This window comes from Bradyrhizobium sp. CFUWI (assembly GCF_056429085.1).
Window position 1 is genome coordinate 50,894 of sequence record NZ_JBWJZE010000026.1, and the last position, 19,132, is coordinate 70,025.

Sequence of the window (19,132 nt, forward strand, 5' to 3'; positions counted from 1 at the left end):
ATCGCCAGCGGCCGAACGAGCTATGAAAAAAAGCGATCATGTCTGCGAATATTATTCACTTTCCATCATTGAAGCCAAGTCACATGATCGTCGTCAACGCCCTTTCCCAAAGCAAGATCAACGCATGTCCCCCATCGGCCATCGCATCAATCCCAGCGCCCCTCCCGTCCCGGCCGCTATCCTCGACGATTTTCGCGATGCCGCGGTCGCCGTCATTTCCGACAACATGAACCGGCTGCACGGCAGCAAGAGTCTCAGGCCCTATCATCGCTCCGGCCGCCTGATCGGCACGGCGGTGACGGTGAAGACCCGGCCCGGCGATAACCAGACCCTGCACAAGGCCTATGAAATCCTCCGCGCCGGCGACGTGCTGGTGGTGGACGGCAGCGGCGACCTCGCCCAGGCCCTGGTCGGCGAGATCATGATGAGCCGGGCCAGGGCGATCGGCGTTGCCGGTTTTGTCATCGACGGCGCGATCCGCGACGTAGATGCGTTCGTGAAGGCCGACTTCCCCTGCTACGCGCGGGGCGTCACCCATCGCGGTCCCTACAAGAGCGGTCCTGGCGAGATCAACGTGCCGGTCTCGGTCGACGGCATGGTCGTGATGCCGGGCGACGTGGTGATCGGCGACGCCGACGGCGTCGTGACGTTCGACCGTGCCGATGCCGCCGAATTGCTGGCGCTGGTGCGCAAGCAGGAGGCCCGGGAGGCCGATGCGCTGAAAGCAATCGCGGAAGGCCGGCTCGACAATGCCTATATCGGCGTGGCGAAGGCACCATGAACACGATGGCCATTCCGCTTTCGGCCCGCGTCCAGCGGATCAAACCCTCGCCCAGCATGATGGCGCGCATGCGCGCGCAGCAGTTGAAGGCGCAAGGCCGCGATATCATCGATCTCACCACCGGCGAGCCCGATTTCGATACCCCCGCCCATATCCAGGCGGCGGCCACCGCTGCCATGGCCGCCGGCCAGACGCGCTACGCCCCGGTCAACGGCACGCCGCGGCTGCGCAAGGCGATATCAGCCAAGTTCGCGCGCGAGAATGGGGTCACTTACGCGATCGACGAGATCACGGTCGGCAGCGGCGCCAAGCAAGTGATCTTCAACGCGCTGGCCGCGACCTTGAACGAAGGCGACGAGGTGATCGTGCCGGCGCCCTATTGGGTGTCCTATCCCGACATGGTGCTGGCCTGCGACGGCAAGCCCATCATCGTCCCCTGTGGAGAGAATACCGGGTTCAAGCTGACGGCCGAGGCGCTAGAACATGAGATCACGCCGCGCACCCGCTGGCTGATCCTGAATACGCCGTCGAACCCGACCGGTGCGTTTTACGATGCCGCTGAAATGGCCGCGCTGACCGACGTCCTCCTGCGCCATCCGCACGTCGCGCTGATGACCGACGACATCTATGAGCAGATCCGTTTCGACGGCGGCGCGCCGGTGTGCCCGGTGGCCATCGCGCCGGCGTTGCGGGAACGCACGCTCCTGGTCAACGGCGTTTCCAAGACCTATGCGATGACGGGCTTTCGGATCGGCTATGGCGCCGGCCCGAAGCCGCTGCTGGCCGCGATGAACGTGATCCAGTCGCAGACCACGTCGGCTGCAGCCGCCATGAGCATGGCCGCCGCCGCTGCCGCGCTCGAAGGCGACCAAAGTTTTGTTGGCACGGCGCGGGCCGCCTACAAGGCACGGCGCGACCGGGCCGTCGAACTGATGAACGCGATCGACGGCATCAGCTGCGCGACGCCCGACGGCGCCTTCTACATTTATCCGTCCTGTGCCGGCCTGATCGGCCGCAGGCGGCCCGACGGCAGCTTGCTGGAGACTGATCTCGACGTGGCGATGTATTTCCTCGAGGACGCGGGCGTTGCCGTGCTCGACGGCTCGGCCTATGGGCTGTCGCCCTATCTGCGCCTGTCGATCGCGACGTCTCTGGATGCGCTCGAGGATGCCGGGGCGCGCCTGAAGCGCGCCTGCGAGGCGCTGCACCGACCATGATAGCAGGGGAACGCACGATGCGACTGATTTCGATTCTTGGATTGGCCACCCTCCTCGCCGCCGGCGCGGCGACCGCAGCCAACGCCGACCAGCTCGCCGACATCAAGGCGCGGGGCAAACTGATCTGCGGCACGCTAGGCACCGCCGAGCCGTTCTCGTTCCAGCACCCGCAGACCCGCGAGATCGTCGGCTATGACGTGGACGTCTGCCAGAAGGTCGCGGAATCGCTCGGCGTTACACTCGAGCTCAAGCCGATCGCGGTAGAGGCGCGCATCCCCGAGCTGATCCAGGGCCGCGTCGATATTCTCGCCGCCAATCTTGGCTACACCCCCGAACGCGCCAAGCAGATCGACTTCTCCTATTCGTATTTCGTCAGCCAGCAGAAGCTGATGGTGACCAAGGAATCCGGCATCACGGCACTCGACCAACTCGCCGGCAAGAAGGTCACGGCGCTCAAGGGCTCGTCCTCCGAGCAGGGCGTGCGTCGTCTGATTCCAACGGCGGAGACCGTGACCTTCCAGGACACGTCGTCGGCTTACCTCGCACTGGTGCAGGACAAGGTCGACGCCTTCTGCGCCTCCGAGCTGATCCTGGTAAAACTGCGCCAGCAGAGCCAGGCCAAGACGCCGATGCTGGTGATCGAGAAATCGCTGTTCGTCGAGCCCTGGGGCCTTGGCCTGCGCAAGAACGAGGCCGCGCTCAAGGATCATGTCAACGCCGTGCTCGCCAAGCTCGCAAGTTCCGGCGAGATCGACAAGGTCTTCGGCAAATGGCTCGGTGAAGGCACCGCGTTCAACATCAAGCGCGATTTCCCGGTCGAAGAGATCAAGGGCTGAGGTCGCAACCGATATCGAGAGAGGGCCGGCGCGATGGGATATATCTTTGATCTCCGCGGGGTCCTCTCAGGCCAGTATTTCGACTGGTTCCTGATCGGGCTTGCCGTCACGATCGCACTGACCTGCGCCGCGTGGTGCCTTGCCATGACGATGGGTATCATCTTGACGCTGATCAGAATGATCCCGTTCCGGCCCTTCGAGTGGTTTGTCGCGCTGTATGTCGAGTACCACCGCAACGTGCCCCTGCTGGTGCAGATCTTCGTCTGGTACTTTGGCGTCCCCTCACTGCTGCCCCGCCCGGCCCGGCAATGGATCAACGGCCATCACGGCGAGTTCTTGCTGGCCACTATCGCGCTCGGGCTGGCGGCGGCCGCGTACGTCGCCGAGGACATTCGAAGTGGCATCCGCTCGATTCCCAAGGCGCAGAACGAGGCGGCGCGCTCGATCGGCTTCGGCTATCTCGGGGCGATGGGCTACGTGGTGCTGCCGCAGGCGATCCGGATCGCGGTCCCGCCTCTGATCAACCAGACGCTTTTGCTGTTCAAGAACACCAGCCTCGCGATGGCGATCGGCGTCGGCGAACTGACCTACCGCACGCGCGAGGTCGAAAGCTACACCTTCAAGACCTTCGAAGCCTTTGCAGTCGCCACCGCGATCTATCTCGCCATCTCGTTCGGCATCATGGCCTGCGGCGCCTATGCCGGTCGCCGCCTCAAGCTCGAGAACGCCTGATGCTGGAGATCCTGCAGAACAACTGGTTGCTGTTCCTCGTCGGGCAATACCCGCACGGACCGATCGGCGGACTGGCCATGACGCTGTTCATGGCGTTGACGGCGCTCGCTTTGTGCTTCCCGTTCGCCATTTGCCTGGCGCTGGCGCGGCTCAGCCCCTATCGCTGGCTGCGCCTGTCTGCGACCGCGATCGTGCACACGGTCCGCGGCCTGCCGCTGATCATGTTCATTTTCTGGACCTATTTCTTCTCGCCGCTGATCATCGGCCGCGCGGTCGGCGGCGTCGAAACGCTGATCATCGCGCTGGTGGTCTATGAGGCGGCCTATCTATCGGAGATCATCCGCGCCGGCATCCAGGGCCTGCCCAAGGGCCAGTTCGAGGCAGCCTCCGCGCTGGGCCTCGGCTACTGGACCACAACCTGGAAGATCGTGCTGCCGCAGGCGCTGCACAACATGCTGCCGAGCATGGTCAGCCAGTTCGTCTCGACGATCAAGGAGACGTCGCTGGGCTATGTCATCTCGGCGCACGAAATGACCTTCGCCGCGAGCCAGGTCAACAACGTGCTGCTGACCCAGCCGTTCGAGGTCTACGCCATCCTGGCGCTGACCTATTTCGTGCTGTGCTTCGCGCTGACTTCGCTGGCCCGATATATCGAGCGGCGAATTTCTGCCGGGCGCGTCGCCGTCGCGACACCGGCCGTTGCGGTGGCAGTGTGAGGCGGCCATGATCCGGTTCGAGAGCGTCGATAAATGGTACGGAGCGATGCAGGCTCTGGCCGGCGTCTCCGGCGAGGTCCGCCGCGGCGAGGTCAAGGTGCTGGTCGGGCCGTCGGGTTGCGGCAAGTCGACCCTGATCCGCACCGTGACCCGGCTCGAGGCGATCCAGGGCGGCCGCGTGCTGGTCGACGGCGTGGACGTCGGCGCGCGCGGCGTCAACATCAACCGGCTGCGCCAGCGGGTCGGCTTCGTGTTCCAAGCCTACAATTTGTTTCCGCACTTGTCGGCGATCGGCAACATCACCCTCGGCCTGACCAAGCTGCGCAAGATGGGAAAGGCGGAAGCCCGCGAGCGGGCGTTGGCCGAGCTCGCCCGCGTCGGCCTCGCCGCGAAGGCCGAGGAGATGCCGGGCAAGCTGTCCGGCGGTCAGCGCCAGCGCGTCGCCATCGCCCGCTCGCTCGCCATGGACCCCGAGGTGATGCTGTTCGACGAGCCGACCTCGGCGCTCGATCCTGAAATGGTCGGCGAGGTGCTGGCCGCGATCAAGCAGCTTGCGACCAATGGCATGACCATGATCTGCGTGACTCATGAAATGGGCTTCGCCCGCGAAGTGGCCGACGAGGTGTGGTTCATGGAACGCGGGGCGGTGGTCGAGCGGGGCAGACCGGCGGACCTGATCAACAGCTCCGCGCATCCCCGGTTGCAACGTTTTCTCCGAACGCTCGCGTAGGGCAGTCGAGGGCCCCCGAGCGCCTCGACCAACCCTTTCGGCTTCCGTCCTCTGAGTGGTCTCGACATCACGCGCGCGTGCCGGCCAGCCCTTCGAGAAGGGCGACGGTGGTCGTCAGGCTCCGGCTCGGCGGTGTCATCTGATCGGCCACCTCGCGCGCCCGGGCGGCGCAGCCTGACTCCAGAACGGTCCGCAGGTCATGTCGAAGGGTGTCCCGGGTCGTTGTGGCGAGACGACGCGAGGTGCCGACGCCGAGGCGTTTGATTTGTGTCGCCCATACGGGCTGGTCGGCGCCTATCCACAGCACAAGAGTCGGGACGCCGGAGCGCATGCTGGCGGCCGTGGTGCCGGCGCCGCCATGGTGAACGATGGCCCGGCAGCGCGGCAGGACGTCGGCGTGATTGACCGAAGGCACGATCATGACGTCCTGTTTGGGAACCGTGCCTTCAAGCGGCAGGACTCCCGAACAGATCAGCGCACGCTCGCCGAGGTCCCGGCACGCATCTGTGATCATGGCGACGGTCTCCGCCGGTCTATCGACTGGCATGCTGCCGAACCCGAAGTAAAGGGGGCGGTCGCCGGCGGCGATCCAGGAATTCACGGAATCGTCGAACTCGGTCGCGAATTGCAGGGTCATCGTGCCCACTAACGGTCTCTTCCCGCCCCATTCCGCCTCGAGCCCGGGAAAGAACACCTTGTCATAGGCTTGAATCTCCAACGCGCCGGATTCGACGATATGACGCGCGGCACGAATTCCGGAGTGCGGAAGTCCCAGGGCACGGCGCTGGTCATCATAGGCCGGCCGCAACAGACGCCAGTGCGACCACTCGGCGAATGACCACAAGGTATCGACCAATCTCGGGGGCAATCGAATCGGCAGGATGTGATTGTTCGCCCTGACGGGAAAGTAATGCAGGGCGGCAAGCGGCACCCCCTGGGCCTCGGCAACGTTGGCGGCCAGCTCCTGATAGGTCGTACCGCTCAGGATCACATCGGCGCCGGCCGCCAACCCGGTCAGGGTCGCGCTCATGTCCGCCCAGCCGTCGGCGAGGTACTCGCGCGCCTGGCGCAGCACCTTGACGGGATTGCGCAACTTGAACCAGTCGTGGAAAACTTCCGCCTCGAGCTGGCGTTGGGAATCGGGACCGTAGGAATTCACCGAACAAAGACCGGCCGACTCGGCGAACCTGACGAGATTAGGGGGAACGGCCATCCTGACCTCGTGACCGCGGCGCTGCAGCTCACGTGCAACCGCAACCGCAGGCTCGATGTCTCCTCGTGTCCCATGGACTGCGATGGCAAACCTGATGGTCCCGCTCCGGTCTTCGAAGTGTCGAGTCATGGCGATCGCGTCGATGCGGGTGCCATCGGCTATGTTTCAAGCCATGAGAAGATTTGGAGAATACGAAATCATGGATGTCAAGCGCGACCCTTCATGCTAATGACACCGGTCAAGCGCATGGCTTAAGGCTTTCTCAAAAGGATATTTTCTTCAAAGTCTGCGCTGTTTTGTTCGGAAATCCATGATCAAACCATGACTTTGCCCCAGGCCCTAAGCGACGGCGCAGCCGACGCCTCCGATCTTTCCGCGCTTGCAATCGACCGTAGCGCCGGCTCCCGGCGCCGCAGGCAGTTGCGCCGCATCCTGGGGCGTGTGCTTCTCCTCGCCCTGCTCGTCGGCATCGGGGGCGCGACGTGGGTGTGGCGCAGCCATGCGCAGATCGTCGTCGAGACGGCGGTCGTCTACTCCGTCTATCCGTCGCAGGCGCTGACGCTGCTGAACGCGACCGGCTACGTCGTTGCGCAACGCAAGGCGTCCGTCGCCTCGAAGGCGACAGGCCGTCTCGAGTGGCTCGGCGTGCTCGAAGGCAGCAAGGTGCACGAGGGCGAGGTGATCGCCCGGCTCGAGAGCAGCGACACTGTGGCGGTGCGCGACCAGGCAGCCGCCAACGTGCAGGTTGCGGAAGCCAACCTGGCCCAAGGGCGGGCGGAGCTGACGCAGGCGGAAATCGCGTTCAAGCGCTCCGAGGCCCTCGGCGAGAAGAACATCATCAGCGATTCGACGCGCGAAAGCGCCGAGGCACGCCTCGCCAAGGCGCGCGCTGCGTTTAACGGATACGGGGCCGCCATCGCCGCGGCGCAGGCCAATCTCCGCGCCTCCGAAGTTGCCGTCGGACAGACCCAGATCCGAGCGCCCTTCGACGGCGTCGTCCTCACGCGGCACGCCAACGTAGGCGACACCATCACCCCGTTCTCGCAGGCGGTCGACACCAAGGGCGCGGTCGTCACCATTGCCGACATGGACTCGCTGGAGGTGGAAGCCGACGTGGCGGAGTCGTCGTACCTGAGCATCCACGTGGGGCAACCGGTCGAGATCCAGCTGGACGCGATCCCCGGCGAGCGTTTCGAGGGCGTGGTCAGCCGGATGGTGCCGACCGTGGATCGCGCCAAGGCGTCGACCCTCGTGAAAATCCGGTTCGTGCAGCGCGACCCGAGGATGCTTCCGGAGATGAGCGCAAAGGTGGCTTTCCTCGAGCGTGAAGTATCGGAGAAGGAGCGCAAGCCTGTTCTCGCGGTGCCGGCGGCCGCCGTCTTCGAGGTCGATGGGCGCCAGCATCTCTATGTCGTCGAGGATGGCAAGGCCCGTCTGAGGAACGTGGATCTCGGCGAAAAGATAGGCGACCAGATCGAGGTTCGCGACCTCAAGGCCGGCACGCGCGTCGTGGTCCGGCCGCTGGAAGATCTCGTCGACGGACGCGCAGTGAAGCAGGCCACGAAGTGACCGTGCTTTCCATCTCCGACCGGCCGACCGGAGCGGACGTGCTGATCGCGCTGAGCGACGTAAGCAAGAGCTACCGCCGCGGCGCGCAGATCGTCCCGGTTCTTTCCAGACTGACGTTCGACATCCGTCGCAAGGAGTTCCTCGCCCTGATGGGTCCGTCGGGGTCGGGCAAATCGACAATGCTCAACCTGATCGCCGGCATCGACAGTCCGGATCATGGCTCGATCACGGTGGGGGGCGAGGACATCACGCTCCTTCCGGAAGCCGAACTCGCCGACTGGCGCGCCGCGAACGTAGGCTTCATCTTCCAGTTCTACAACCTGATGCCCGTGCTCACGGCGCTCGAGAACGTCGAATTGCCTCTCACGCTTACCAGCCTGGGGCGGCGCGACCGCCGGGACCGCGCGCAACTCGCGCTCAGTCTGGTCGGCCTCAGCGATCGCGTCAAACATCTGCCCTCCGAGCTCTCGGGCGGACAGCAGCAGCGCGTGGCGATCGCGCGGGCGATCGTCACCGACCCGACCGTGCTGGTGGCCGACGAGCCGACCGGCGACCTCGACCGGCAGTCGGCGAAGGAGGTGCTCGAGATCATGCAGCGGCTGAACCGCGACATGGGCAAGACGATCGTGATGGTCACACATGATCATCGCGCAGCCGCGCATGCGAAACGCATCATGCACCTGGAGAAAGGCGATCTTTCCTATCTGGTGGAGCAGCGCCTTGAGTGAGTGCCGATCATGAGCCAGTGGCTCACGCTCGTGGCGCGCAACGTCTTGCGGCACCGGCTCCGCACATCCCTGACACTCGTCGGGCTCGTCGTCGCGATCCTCGCCTTTGGCGTGCTCCAGACCGTCGTCAAGACGTGGTATGCGGGGGTGGATAGCGCCGTTCCTTCGCGGCTGCTGACCCGCAACGCCATCTCGTTTGCGCTGCCGCTGCCGCAATCCTATCAGAAGCGCATCGGCGCCATCGAAGGCGTGCGACGCGTCACGCACATGAACTGGTTCGGCGGCATCTACAAGGACTCGAAGAACTTCTTTCCCCAGTTTGCGATCGATGCCGCAAGCTATCTCGATATGTACCCCGAGATACTGGTTCCGGACGAGGTCCGGCGCGCCTTTCTGCGCGAGCGCCGCGGCGCGATCGTCGGACGAAAACTGGCCAAACGCTACGGCTTCAAGCCGGGCGACGTGATCCAGCTGCGCGGGACCATTTTCCCCGGCAATTGGGAGTTCTTGATCTGCGGCGTCTTCGACGGCCGGGACCCCAAAACGGACACGTCGCAGCTCTTCTTCCGCTGGGACTATTTGAACGAAACACTCCGTGTGCGCTCCAAGGCACAAGCCGACCAGGTTGGCTTGTTCGCCGTCGACGTCGTCGGCCTGGATAGCGTCGCCGACGTCAGTCAAGCCATCGACGAAGTGTTTCGAAACTCGCTTGCCGAGACGCTCACCGAGACCGAACGCGCTTTCCAGATCGGTTTCGTGAAGCAGACCGAGGCGATCCTCATTTCCATTCGCGTCGTCTCCTTCGTGGTGATCTTCATCATCCTGGCCGTGATGGCGAACACCATGGCGATGACGGCCCGCGAGCGGCTCCGCGAGTACGCCACGCTGAAGGCCATTGGCTTCAGCCCCGGCTACGTGGCGCGATTGATCCTCGGGGAATCCATCTTGATAGCGTTGATCGGCGGTGCGATCGGCATCGGGCTCACGCCCCCGATCGCCGCGCGCCTTGCCGAACTCTCCGCCACGCTCTTCCCAACCCTGATCGTGAGCGTCAACACCGTCATGTTGCAGGCGCTCGCAGCGCTGGTGGTCGGGATTCTCGCCGCAATATTGCCGATGCGCAGGGCAGCCCGCGTCAGAATCGTCGACGGTCTTCGGGCGTTGGGCTGATCATGCCGCTGCTGCTCTCCTACAGCTTGCGTAACCTGCAGGAGCGCAAGCTCACCAATTTTCTCACCGCGACGGGCATGGCTCTCGTGGTTTTCGTCTATGCTGCCGTGCTCATGCTTGATTCCGGGCTCAAGCAGACGCTGGTCGCGACCGGCGAAGACACCAACGTTATCTTCGTACGCCGCTCTGCGGAGGTCGAGATCCAGAGCCTGATCGACCGCCGGCAGGCCAGGATCATCGAAAGCCAGCCCGAAATCGTCATCGGGGCCGAAGGAGCGCCGCTTGTATCGAAGGAAGTGGCGGTCTTGATCGCGCAGCCAAGGCGCAAGACCAGGCAGGCGAGCAACCTGTTGATCCGCGGCGTCGGTCCGGCCGCCCTCGCCGTGCGCCCGCACGTGCAAATAGCCGAGGGGCGCATGTTTCGTCCGGGATCAAACGAGATCGTAATCGGCCGAGCCCTCGCGGGGCGCTTCGAAGACATCGAGATTGGATCGAGCCTCCGGTTTGCCCAGCGGGAGTGGCGGATCGTAGGTCGGTTCGACGCGGGCGGCAGCGGGTTCGATTCCGAGATCTGGGGCGATAGCGAGCAGCTCATGCAATCGTTCCGACGAGACTTCTTCTCGTCGATCACGGTAAGGCTCGCCGATCGCTCCGGGTTCGATACGCTCAAGGCGCGCCTCGAAGCGGATCCCCGCCTTACAATCGAGGCCAAGCGCGAGCGCATCTTCTACGAAGAGCAGTCGCGCCTGCTCTCCGGGTTCATTCAGGTTCTCGGGCTCACGCTCTCGGTGCTGTTCTCGCTCGGCGCGGTCATCGGCGCGACGATAACGATGTATGCGGCCGTGGCCAGCCGCATGATGGAGGTGGGGGTTCTGCGCGCGCTCGGATTTCGGCGCTCGCGAATCCTCGTTGCCTTCCTTGTCGAGGCACTGCTGCTCTCGCTCATCGGCTGGGTCGTCGGACTTTCGTTCGCATCCCTCATGACACAGGTGAAGATCTCGACTCTGAACTGGACGTCACTCTCCGAGCTCGCATTTCGGTTTGTGCTGACGCCCGGGATCGTGCTGCGCTCGCTCCTCTTCGCTCTCGCGATGGGCTTTCTCGGCGGTTTCCTGCCGGCCGTGCGGGCGGCCCGCATGAAGATCGTCGACGCGCTGCGCGTCGCTTGAGCGCTCGGCAACCGCTTTGACCGCCATCCGCGGCATCTCCGCCGGAGTCTTCGATCAAGCTCCGCTTCTATCTGCCTCTTGATCAGTGATCGTCAGCTGATCGTCCCGCGCAAGTTCATGTCCGCGAGGGCATCGCGCACGAATGGCATTAGCGCGGCCCGAGTCGTTACGCGGCCTGGCACGTAACCGGACACGGTACAAGACAGCTGTTTGCAGACGCGGTAGCACCCGATGAAGAGGAGGCCACCGAGCCGTTCGAGCTCCAGTTCCGTATAGCGCTCCAGAAGCGAAAGCTGCAGAAGCAGCGCCTCGCCGCAGGGGCGGATCACGTCGAGCGGCAATTCGCCGACGAGGCTGCATCCAACGGGGAGGTCCGCCCCGAGCGCCTCCCGCTCCAGGCCGCGCGCCAGCCACAGCGGCACATAGGGAATCAGCGGGAATAGCGGTGACAAGTCATCGCCGTTCCGGATCAGCGAGGCCAGTGCAGCCTTGAGATCCCGCTGCAAGGCGCGCGGATCGTTGCGGCAAGTATCGGGGTCCGCCATCACGGTGATCGACCGCAGCGCGTTGCCGCGGCGGTCACCCGAATGACGGTCGCTGACCGGCAGCACCAGCTTCACGCGTCCTGACGGGTCCACGCGGCCCATCCGGAAAGCGAGCCGTGCCACGAACGCCATGATCAGCGTGTTGCTGGCAACGCCCAGATCCGACGCACGCTGTTGGCACGCGCCTGCGTCGATGAGCACCTGCACGAGCGGCACGTCCACTGCCGGCTCCAAGCCGTCCCGGCTTCGCGGGCCGGAGTTCGAGCGCGCCCTCCCCTTGCGCGACCGCCGCGCGAGAGCCACCACGGCGCGCGAAACACCAGGCAGGGCGCGCAGGCTCTCGACGCTGTCGCGCGCCAGCCTCGCCGGAGACCATCGCCAGGATGGGGCGGGGAACCCGTGCTCGATACGTCGGCCAGCCACCGCGTCGGCAATGGCCTGGCTGGTGGCCTGCATGTCGGCGATCGTATGCGACACCAGCATCGTCAGCGCGCAGCCATCGCCCTCCAGCGCCTGGACTGCCAGGCGCCAGCCAGGTCCGCGCTCGGGATCCACCGGCAGATCGAGCAGCTTACGTCGCAACTTGGGGAGAAACTCGTGCGGGAGCGGATCGCGAAACCACGCCACCGGGCCCGGCGCAGGGTTCGCCACCCAACGGTGCCGCCCCCAGGGCAAGGGTGAACGCTGCAGCAGGCGTCCCAGCAACCCCTGTGCGAGCCGCTCGCTGAACTGCGCCACGGCGGCCTCATCGATCGCGTGCGGATACAGCCAGGTGACTTGCAGCGCCGGCCCGCGTCCGAGTGCCCGCAATCCGACGAATGAGGCCTGGTCCATATAGCACAGGACGTCGTCCGCCCGGGTATCGCGCGCCCCGCCGCGCCGTTTGTTGGCAGGAGAAAGGCTCAACCCTCAGGTCCCCTGGCCTCTTGCTGCACGAGGCGACCGCCGCCCGTCAAAGTCCTATCTCCCTTGATTCCGAATCCAGATGCAATAACCGCCGACCTCAGGCATCTATGACCGCCTCAAGTCCAAAATCGGCGAGCGTTCGAGCGACCAGCAGGCGGAGTTCGTCGGCCGTGGTTGGTGTGGGGTGCAACTGGCAGGCCTCGATGCACAGAGAAACCTTCTGGTCGTAGCGGGAGGCCACGACGACGAGATGACCATGGGAACGCTCCAGGTCCTGGCGTGAGACGTTGACATCGACGGCTCGCGTCAGCAAGTGCCGGCACGGCGCGCCGTCGATGCGCGCGAGCCCTTCCGGCAGCATTCCAAGGTCGGAGCAGCTTACCGGCAGCTCATCAGAATAATCAAACAACCCGTTCACCAGCGTCTTTGCCGCAGTGCGGGGCATCCAAGCGATGGCAGGGAGCAACGAAGTCAGCACATCGGTCTGACTTTTCCTCGCGCCACGAAGCAGAGCCCTCGCTGCATTCACGGGCTCCAGACTCTTGGTCAGCCCTTCAGGCGCGACGTTCATCATATGAAATTCGATCGCCAGCGCTCGTTCGTCGGTCAGCCCACGCCTTCGGCTTCTTGGGACGAGCAGGCTGACGGCGCCATCCGAGCAACGGCGGCGGCCCAGACTCGATGCCAAGGACGCCACGAAGCCCGGCAGCAGCGTGCTCATGCCACCACCAAGCCGCTGCTCGCACGCAAACCAGGCACGCGATTCAACAGTCACCGCAACGGCTGGAAGCTCCACGATCGTCGAGGGGTCGTGACCCGCCTCGACGGCTGCAAGGGCCGGACCCTTTACGGGGGCGGCGCGTCTGTACCAGTTCGCGTGTGCGATCCGAGCGAGTGCGGCAACCGTCTGCGGAGCGTCGGCGAGGATCTGCCAGGCGTCCGACAGGCACCCGGACAGCCGCCCGCGGGCGCCTTTGGACAGGTACGGATTCGGGACGCCTGTGCCGTTCACGGCAGACGCGATGACGCGCAAGGCTCCCATCCCATCGAGCAGCAGATGCGATCCGACGATGCTCACGGCTGTGCTGCCATCGTCGAATGGCTGGATGGCCATTCGCCCGGCGGGACCGATGACTGGGTCCATCGGCGCGCGCGCTTGCCGGTTAGCCCATTGCAGCAGCTGCGATCGTGGCAACGGGTCCGAACTCTGCTCGAACGGAATGGACCCTGCGGCCGGCTTCACCCAACGTGGCCTGCCCCAGGGTAGAGGTGACGACTCAATGAGCCGATTGAAGGACAACGCCGTGAGCCGTTCATATGTTTGCACCAGCGCGGCGCGGTTCACGTCGCGATCATAGAGCCAGAGGCATTGCATCAGCTGGCTCCGGCCGGTGACTCGGAACAATTCATAGGCAAGTTGATCCAGCCAGGCGAGGCGGTGCCGCGTGTGTGCAGGGGCGCCGGCCGTGCTCGTCTCAAGCATCAAAAAACTCGCCAGCGAGTTCGTAGTCAGCCAAGAGACCTTCCACGAGCGCACGAAGATGCCGAGGCTCCGTTACCACGCCAGGCTGATAGGCAACGAAGCTCAGGGCGATATATCCAGGTATGACGCCGGCGAAGAGCGTCGCCACGCCTTGACGCGCCTCGATCGCGCGGCGCGCGACCGAGCGGTCGATGCCGCGAAAGCACATGCGATCGGCCGCATTGCCATCGATCCGGAGCATGTCCTTGGGCAAGTCGCCCAGGTTCGAGCACGAGACCGGCAGGTCGGCGAGCGCGCCAAGCGCCAGATGGCTGGCTGCCGAAAATGCGCGTCGCGGCACAAAGGGCACCAAGGGCAGCAGCGCGGCAAGTCGATTGGGCTCCCGTCTCGTCCGCAGCAGCGTAGCCCGCAGACGCCGCTGCAACGCATGCAGGCTCCCGCGCGGTTCGTCGACACGCACCTTGAATGTGGCGAGGGCGACGTCGTTCCCGCCGGTGTGCGACAGACCTTTGCGCTGGTTCACGGGAAACAACAGGGTCACATCATCATCACGGATGCGACCGAGCACCTCGGCGAACCCCGCGGTTATCGCCGCCAGGAACGCGAGGCGGCTCGCACCGCGGCTCCGTGCTCTGGCGTCCCAGACCGACGTGGGCACGCGTAGGAAGGCCGACGGATACACAACTGTCCGGCCATCTTCGGTTGCCACCACCGGCGATGCGGCGGGTGTGTTGGACGTGCCGAGCGAGGTGTACGCCGTACGGGCGAGCTGGCCGAGCGCCCGAAATGTCGCTGGCGCGTCACGCACGATGCGCTGGAGTTCGGCACCCAGTGCTGACGCAGCGCGCCGCGCCGTCCAGGCTCCCGGATAGATTGGAACACGCCGCTCTCCGCGCGCCGCCTCGCTCACGGCCATTGCGACTGTCAGCCCATCTGCGATGCAGTGCGACACGACGAGCGAGACCACCGTGGAGCCATCGGTGAAGCCCTGGGAGGTCAAGGTCCATGCCGGTCCGCGCACGGGGTCCAATGCAAGCTCCACCTGCGCGTCGGCCCACGCCTGCATCGCCTCGGGGTCAAGCGGCGCCGCCGCAGCCGCTATAGCAGCCGACGGCGGCGGCGCGCTGACCCATTGGTGCCGTCCGAACGGAAGCAGCGCCGGCCGGATCAGCCGCGCCAGATGACCATGCGCGAGATTGTCACGAAACCTCGTCAAGGCGTCCACGTCTACAGGCCGCAGGTAGCGCCACAGCAACTGAATGACCGCGTGCTGCCCGAGCGAGTCATGCGCGAGATAAATCGCCTGATCTGCGAAGGACAAGAATGCCGGCGACATGCTCGATACGTTCGCCGGGTGCGCCATCGCGTGCGTCATCGTTCGCGACCGACATCAAGGCACGTCGGCACCAACGCGTCGGCGGCCCGGCGGCATGCGCCCGCAAAGGCTTTGACATAGCGCTGCATCGATGCGCGGGCTGTCTCGTTTGCCGGATAAGCCGCCGTAAGCGAGAGCCCGCGTTGCGTACGGAACAACCAGATCGCAACCTGCGCGGCAATGCCCTGGTTGATATAGACCCTCCCATTCGCCTGGTGCCATTCGCGGGCGATCTGGGCGCTGAGGGGAGGAACGTTCACATCCATATAGGATAGCATGACGCCGCCTGAGGCAACGGACCCGACAGTCGGCAGTCCGGCCGCCAGCTCCAGCACGAGCTCGATCGGCGTCTCTGCCAAGCTCATCCGTTCGTCAAAGTTGCGCTGGGCCGTGAAGGCAAGTTCAGGAAACCTTCGTTGCTGCACGTCGAAGTCGATCGGCACCACTCCCACGCACCAGCCGCTGGTCCTGAAAGCCTTTGGCGATCTTCGCGTCGTCGTCGGCGTGACGACACTGTAGCGGGAGCGACCGGCCAATTCCCGTTCGGTCAGCGCTGCGCACGCCAACAGACCGCCGATCACCCGCGCGCCGGCAGCATGGCACGCAGACTCGAATGCGTCCATGACGGCCTCTTCGAGGATGTCCACATGCACGTACTCCGCGTGATAGCGATCCTCCAGCACACCGAGCGGCAGCGCGAAAGACGGCATCCGCCCGCCGTTGCGGTGCAGGAACGCGATCCATCGGCTCACCTCAGGATCCGCCAGCGTCGTCGCGGCTGCCCGCTGGCGCTGACTGCTGCAGTAATCCAGATAGCTTCCTGGCGATCCGAGCTGAAGCGGCCTCTCGCCGTCGAGCACAGCGCGATACGCTGAGCGGATCTCTGTCATCAGGAACGCTATGATGGTCGCATCGGCGTGCAAATGGTCAATGCTTGCGAAGCAAGTGAACCCGCTCGCGCGCTGGAGAATGCCAAATCGAAAGCAATCCCATGCAAACGGTGCTGGAGTTGCCATGACGTGTTTCTGCCAGTCCTCCGCGCACGCCTCGCCCAGCTTGGAGGGCTCCATCTGGATGGCCGCGGGGTCTGTGAGCACGCGCCTTACGATTGCTCCGCCAAGCTCTTCGAACCAGCTGTGATAGGTGTCGTGCCTGCGCAGATGTTCGGTCACCACGTGGGTCATGGCTCTGAGGTCACACCGCCCGGGTTCTTCCCACACGACGACGAGCAGCCGCGCCATCGCCTCGTGCCGCTGCTCACAGGCACGGAAGGCGCGCAGATGCTGCTCCTGTTCGTAGCTCGGCAATACGGGACACACTGGTGCGAGTTTCGCACTCTCCATCGACGCAGCAGACGGACGCCACAGCGTCAGCACCGCCGAAGGCCCTGACCAATCGTGCAGCGGACGCAGATCAGTCACTTGCATCTGCTCCAGCGGGCTGCAATTCCTGCATGGCGCCACTCAGAGAGTCGGCGAGTGCACGCACGGTCGTCACGTTCACGGAACGGAGCCGGATGCCTGTGTCGGCCTCGAGCGCAATTAGCAGCTGGAGCGTCCCGAGTGAGTCGAGGCCGTAGTCGAAAAACGAGCGGTCTGGATTCACCGGGCGGCGCAAGATGACACCGAGATGCTCGATGATCAGACGCCGCAGCAGGGCCGGCCGCTCGTCGGGCGGCGCGCGTCTCAACTCCATGCGCAGGCGGCGTGCCGGTTCGCCCGCGGCCTCTGCGGCAGGCGACATCGCCGCCCCGAACGGGCTGCGCGCGGCGAGCGACGTCAGCCATGGGGCCCCGTCGAGATGGACATACGCGGCATACCCGCGGTTGTGCCGCAGCAGCGTCTCGAATGCGTAAGCACCGTCCCGTGGCTCGATCATCCGCGCATCGCCGCGGGCCGAGAGATGTGCACCGGCGCCAATATCCGCCCACGCCGCCCAGGCGATCGCCGAGGACGGCAGCCCCTGGGCGCGCCGCCATTGCGTGAATGTGTCGAGCCAGCCGTTGGCGGCGGCGTACGCGGACTGCCCAGGCGAACCGAACAGCGCCGCAACCGAAGAGAAACAGCAAAACCAGTCGAGTTGCTGCTTCAGCGTCGCCGCATGCAAATGCCAGGCGCCTTCCGCCTTGGGGGCCCAGTTTCGATGCAGCCTCTCCTCCGTGACGGAGGCGAGGATGCCGTCCTCGACGACGGCTGCACCGTGCAGGACACCTCGCAGCGGCAGGCCGGTCGCCGTGGCAGCTCCGACAACGCGCCGCGCGGTCGACGGCTCCGCGATATCAGCACTTATCACCTGAACTTCGGTGCCTCGTGCTTTCATCGCGCTCAGCACGCTCGTCGCCGCATCGGTGGGCTCGGAGCGCGCGTTGAGGATGATGCGACCGGCCCCGGCGGCAGACATCGCATCAGCGAGGAACAGGCCGAGCCCGCCAAGGCCGCCGGTGACAATGTACGCACCATCGCGCCTGAACGGCGTGAAGCGTTCCGGCGCCGCCGGCACCCGGAAACGGCCGGTCATTGAAACGGTGAGCACGAGCTTTCCGGTGTGACCGGCGCCGCTCACAACGCGAATGGCGTCAGCCGCGTCGGCGAGAGGATAGGTCGCGATGTCCGGCAGGGGCAGCCGCCCCTCCCCGACAAGACGCAAGACTCGCGAGAGCAGTGCCTGCACGCGAGCCGGAGCAGTCGTGCACATCTGCGCAAGGTCGATGGCAAAGAACGAGAGGTTCCGCTTGAACGGAGCCAGTTCCAGCCACGTGCCGCCATAGATGTCCTTCTTGCCTATCTCGACGAACCGCCCGCCCGCCGCAAGGAGCCCCAGGCCGGCGCGCTGGGCCGCGCCCGTGAGCGAGTTGAGAACCACGTCCACGCCGTAACCTGCCGTGTCCTGCCGGATCTGCTCGGCGAATGCCGCGGTTCGAGAATCGTACACGTGGCGGATGCCGTCGGCGCGCAGCAGCTCTCGCCGCGCCTCGGAGCCCGCTGTTGCAAATATCTCTGCGCCAGCCGCGCGGGCAATGGCCACAGCCGCCTGCCCGACGCCGCCGGTCGCCGAGTGAATGAGCACCTTGTCGCCAGGCCCGATCCGGGCCAGATCCTCGAGGCCGTACATGGCCGTGGCAGTCGTCGTGAGAATGGCGGCCGCTTCGGCATCCGTGAGCCTGCGCGGTATCGCGACAAGCAGACGTGCATCGCAAGTCAAGTACGTGCCCCAGGCGCCCCCACAGCAGAGCCCGGCCACGCGGTCGCCAACGCGAAACGCTGAGACGCCAGGTCCAACGGCAGTGACGATGCCGGCGAAGTCCAGGCCAAGCGCCTGCGCACGGCCATCAAGTGAGGGATAGCGGCCAAGGGCGACGAGCACATCCGCGAAATTGACACTTGTGGCATGGACGACGACCTCCACCTCGCCGCCGCCCGGCGCACGCCTCTCGAAGGCCGCCATCTCCAGGCTCTGCAGGTCACCGGGCACGCGGATTTCCAGGCGAAGACCATCGCGGGTCGCGTCGCGGTCCACCATGCGGCGGTCAGTGTGACCAAGGGAGCTTCGCTGCAGCCGTGCGACATACGCGCTCGCTCCGCGCAGCGCCGTTTCGTCTTCGTCCGAGCCGCTCAGCAACTGAGACCGAAGCAATGACACGTTCGCCTGCGGGTTCACGTCGATCTGGGTCGGATGGAGTGCGGGAAGCTCGGCGCCGATAGCTCGCAGCCACCCGCGCACACCGGCGTGCGCGAGCTGAACGGTGTCGTCTGGCAGTACGCGTTGAGCCATACATGTGACGACGAAGAGGCGGGGCCGCCGCTCGCATCGCTTCAGTGCGTTGGTCACGTGGAGCAGGCTGCTTATGTTCGCCCGAGATACGTCGGGACTCGCCGGCTCATTGCCGCGTGGCAAGACCACCACCACGGCTCCAGGGCGATGCTGATGCAGAGCGTCTTCGATCTGCCCGCCCCATGCGCCCC

16 protein-coding genes are annotated in these 19,132 nt (G+C 65.2%); 10 read left to right on the plus strand and 6 right to left on the minus strand.

Annotated features, from left to right (window positions below; genetic code table 11):
- Positions 1-124 precede the first annotated feature (124 nt).
- The 6 genes from AC066S_RS34125 to AC066S_RS34150 are packed head-to-tail and all read left to right on the plus strand — an operon-like array spanning position 125 to position 5,012.
- Positions 125-781 (plus strand): RraA family protein, encoded by a 657-nt coding sequence (locus AC066S_RS34125; protein ID WP_478271719.1) that lies wholly within the window; start codon positions 125-127, stop codon positions 779-781.
- Positions 778-1,998 carry an aspartate transaminase gene (locus AC066S_RS34130; RefSeq protein WP_478271720.1) on the plus strand — a complete coding sequence of 407 codons (1,221 nt, stop codon included), beginning with the start codon at positions 778-780 and terminating at the stop codon, positions 1,996-1,998. The genes AC066S_RS34125 and AC066S_RS34130 overlap by 4 nt, the downstream gene beginning before the upstream one ends.
- Positions 1,999-2,015: 17 nt before the next feature.
- Complete coding sequence (locus AC066S_RS34135) at positions 2,016-2,834, plus strand: ABC transporter substrate-binding protein (RefSeq protein WP_135162213.1); 819 nt, start codon at positions 2,016-2,018, stop codon at positions 2,832-2,834.
- Positions 2,835-2,867: 33 nt separating this feature from the next.
- The gene (locus AC066S_RS34140; protein WP_135162212.1) at positions 2,868-3,566 is read left to right on the plus strand and encodes an amino acid ABC transporter permease; all 699 of its coding nucleotides are present in this window, start codon (positions 2,868-2,870) and stop codon (positions 3,564-3,566) included.
- Positions 3,566-4,282 carry an amino acid ABC transporter permease gene (locus AC066S_RS34145; RefSeq protein ID WP_126256641.1) on the plus strand — a complete coding sequence of 239 codons (717 nt, stop codon included), beginning with the start codon at positions 3,566-3,568 and terminating at the stop codon, positions 4,280-4,282. Before AC066S_RS34140 ends, AC066S_RS34145 begins: the two co-directional genes overlap by 1 nt.
- A gap of 7 nt (positions 4,283-4,289) precedes the next feature.
- Positions 4,290-5,012, plus strand: a complete 723-nt coding sequence (locus tag AC066S_RS34150) for an amino acid ABC transporter ATP-binding protein (protein ID WP_126256642.1) — start codon at positions 4,290-4,292, stop codon at positions 5,010-5,012.
- 67 nt (positions 5,013-5,079) lie between these two features.
- Here AC066S_RS34150 and AC066S_RS34155 read toward each other — a convergent pair whose 3' ends face one another.
- Entirely contained in the window at positions 5,080-6,354 is a 1,275-nt protein-coding gene (locus AC066S_RS34155) for a glycosyltransferase (RefSeq protein ID WP_478271721.1), read from the minus strand.
- A gap of 192 nt (positions 6,355-6,546) precedes the next feature.
- Between AC066S_RS34155 and AC066S_RS34160 the strand changes: the two genes are divergently transcribed.
- Genes AC066S_RS34160 through AC066S_RS34175 form a run of 4 tightly spaced genes read left to right on the plus strand, consistent with a single transcriptional unit; the run spans position 6,547 to position 10,861 of the window.
- Positions 6,547-7,794, plus strand: a complete 1,248-nt coding sequence (locus AC066S_RS34160) for an efflux RND transporter periplasmic adaptor subunit (RefSeq protein WP_135162209.1) — start codon at positions 6,547-6,549, stop codon at positions 7,792-7,794.
- Positions 7,795-7,832: 38 nt separating this feature from the next.
- Positions 7,833-8,522, plus strand: coding sequence for an ABC transporter ATP-binding protein (locus AC066S_RS34165; RefSeq protein WP_164718479.1), 690 nt, complete (start codon positions 7,833-7,835; stop codon positions 8,520-8,522).
- Between the two features lie 9 nt (positions 8,523-8,531).
- Positions 8,532-9,692, plus strand: coding sequence for an ABC transporter permease (locus AC066S_RS34170; protein ID WP_135167865.1), 1,161 nt, complete (start codon positions 8,532-8,534; stop codon positions 9,690-9,692).
- A 2-nt stretch (positions 9,693-9,694) separates the two neighbouring features.
- The gene (locus AC066S_RS34175) at positions 9,695-10,861 is read left to right on the plus strand and encodes an ABC transporter permease (RefSeq protein WP_478271722.1); all 1,167 of its coding nucleotides are present in this window, start codon (positions 9,695-9,697) and stop codon (positions 10,859-10,861) included.
- Positions 10,862-10,953: 92 nt separating this feature from the next.
- Here AC066S_RS34175 and AC066S_RS34180 read toward each other — a convergent pair whose 3' ends face one another.
- From AC066S_RS34180 to AC066S_RS34200, 5 genes are all read right to left on the minus strand, one after another.
- The gene (locus AC066S_RS34180; RefSeq protein ID WP_478271723.1) at positions 10,954-12,312 is read right to left on the minus strand and encodes a hypothetical protein; all 1,359 of its coding nucleotides are present in this window, start codon (positions 12,310-12,312) and stop codon (positions 10,954-10,956) included.
- A gap of 97 nt (positions 12,313-12,409) precedes the next feature.
- A complete protein-coding gene (locus AC066S_RS34185) occupies positions 12,410-13,795 on the minus strand; it encodes a hypothetical protein (protein ID WP_478271724.1) in 1,386 nt (461 codons plus the stop codon).
- A complete protein-coding gene (locus AC066S_RS34190) occupies positions 13,788-15,170 on the minus strand; it encodes a hypothetical protein (protein ID WP_478271725.1) in 1,383 nt (460 codons plus the stop codon). Before AC066S_RS34190 ends, AC066S_RS34185 begins: the two co-directional genes overlap by 8 nt.
- Positions 15,167-16,591, minus strand: coding sequence for a condensation domain-containing protein (locus AC066S_RS34195; RefSeq protein ID WP_478271726.1), 1,425 nt, complete (start codon positions 16,589-16,591; stop codon positions 15,167-15,169). Before AC066S_RS34195 ends, AC066S_RS34190 begins: the two co-directional genes overlap by 4 nt.
- Positions 16,584-18,998 carry an SDR family NAD(P)-dependent oxidoreductase gene (locus AC066S_RS34200; protein WP_478271727.1) on the minus strand — a complete coding sequence of 805 codons (2,415 nt, stop codon included), beginning with the start codon at positions 18,996-18,998 and terminating at the stop codon, positions 16,584-16,586. The genes AC066S_RS34195 and AC066S_RS34200 overlap by 8 nt, the downstream gene beginning before the upstream one ends.
- Positions 18,999-19,132 lie beyond the last annotated feature (134 nt).

Coding starts and splice junctions, on each gene's coding strand:
- AC066S_RS34170 (WP_135167865.1), top strand. CDS start 8,532: ATGAGCCAGTGGCTCACGCTCGTGGCGCGCAACGTCTTGCGGCACCGG.
- AC066S_RS34130 (WP_478271720.1), top strand. CDS start 778: ATGAACACGATGGCCATTCCGCTTTCGGCCCGCGTCCAGCGGATCAAA.
- AC066S_RS34190 (WP_478271725.1), bottom strand. CDS start 15,170: ATGACGCACGCGATGGCGCACCCGGCGAACGTATCGAGCATGTCGCCG.
- AC066S_RS34145 (WP_126256641.1), top strand. CDS start 3,566: ATGCTGGAGATCCTGCAGAACAACTGGTTGCTGTTCCTCGTCGGGCAA.
- AC066S_RS34175 (WP_478271722.1), top strand. CDS start 9,695: ATGCCGCTGCTGCTCTCCTACAGCTTGCGTAACCTGCAGGAGCGCAAG.
- AC066S_RS34185 (WP_478271724.1), bottom strand. CDS start 13,795: ATGCTTGAGACGAGCACGGCCGGCGCCCCTGCACACACGCGGCACCGC.
- AC066S_RS34125 (WP_478271719.1), top strand. CDS start 125: ATGTCCCCCATCGGCCATCGCATCAATCCCAGCGCCCCTCCCGTCCCG.
- AC066S_RS34155 (WP_478271721.1), bottom strand. CDS start 6,354: ATGACTCGACACTTCGAAGACCGGAGCGGGACCATCAGGTTTGCCATC.
- AC066S_RS34150 (WP_126256642.1), top strand. CDS start 4,290: ATGATCCGGTTCGAGAGCGTCGATAAATGGTACGGAGCGATGCAGGCT.
- AC066S_RS34140 (WP_135162212.1), top strand. CDS start 2,868: ATGGGATATATCTTTGATCTCCGCGGGGTCCTCTCAGGCCAGTATTTC.
- AC066S_RS34160 (WP_135162209.1), top strand. CDS start 6,547: ATGACTTTGCCCCAGGCCCTAAGCGACGGCGCAGCCGACGCCTCCGAT.
- AC066S_RS34135 (WP_135162213.1), top strand. CDS start 2,016: ATGCGACTGATTTCGATTCTTGGATTGGCCACCCTCCTCGCCGCCGGC.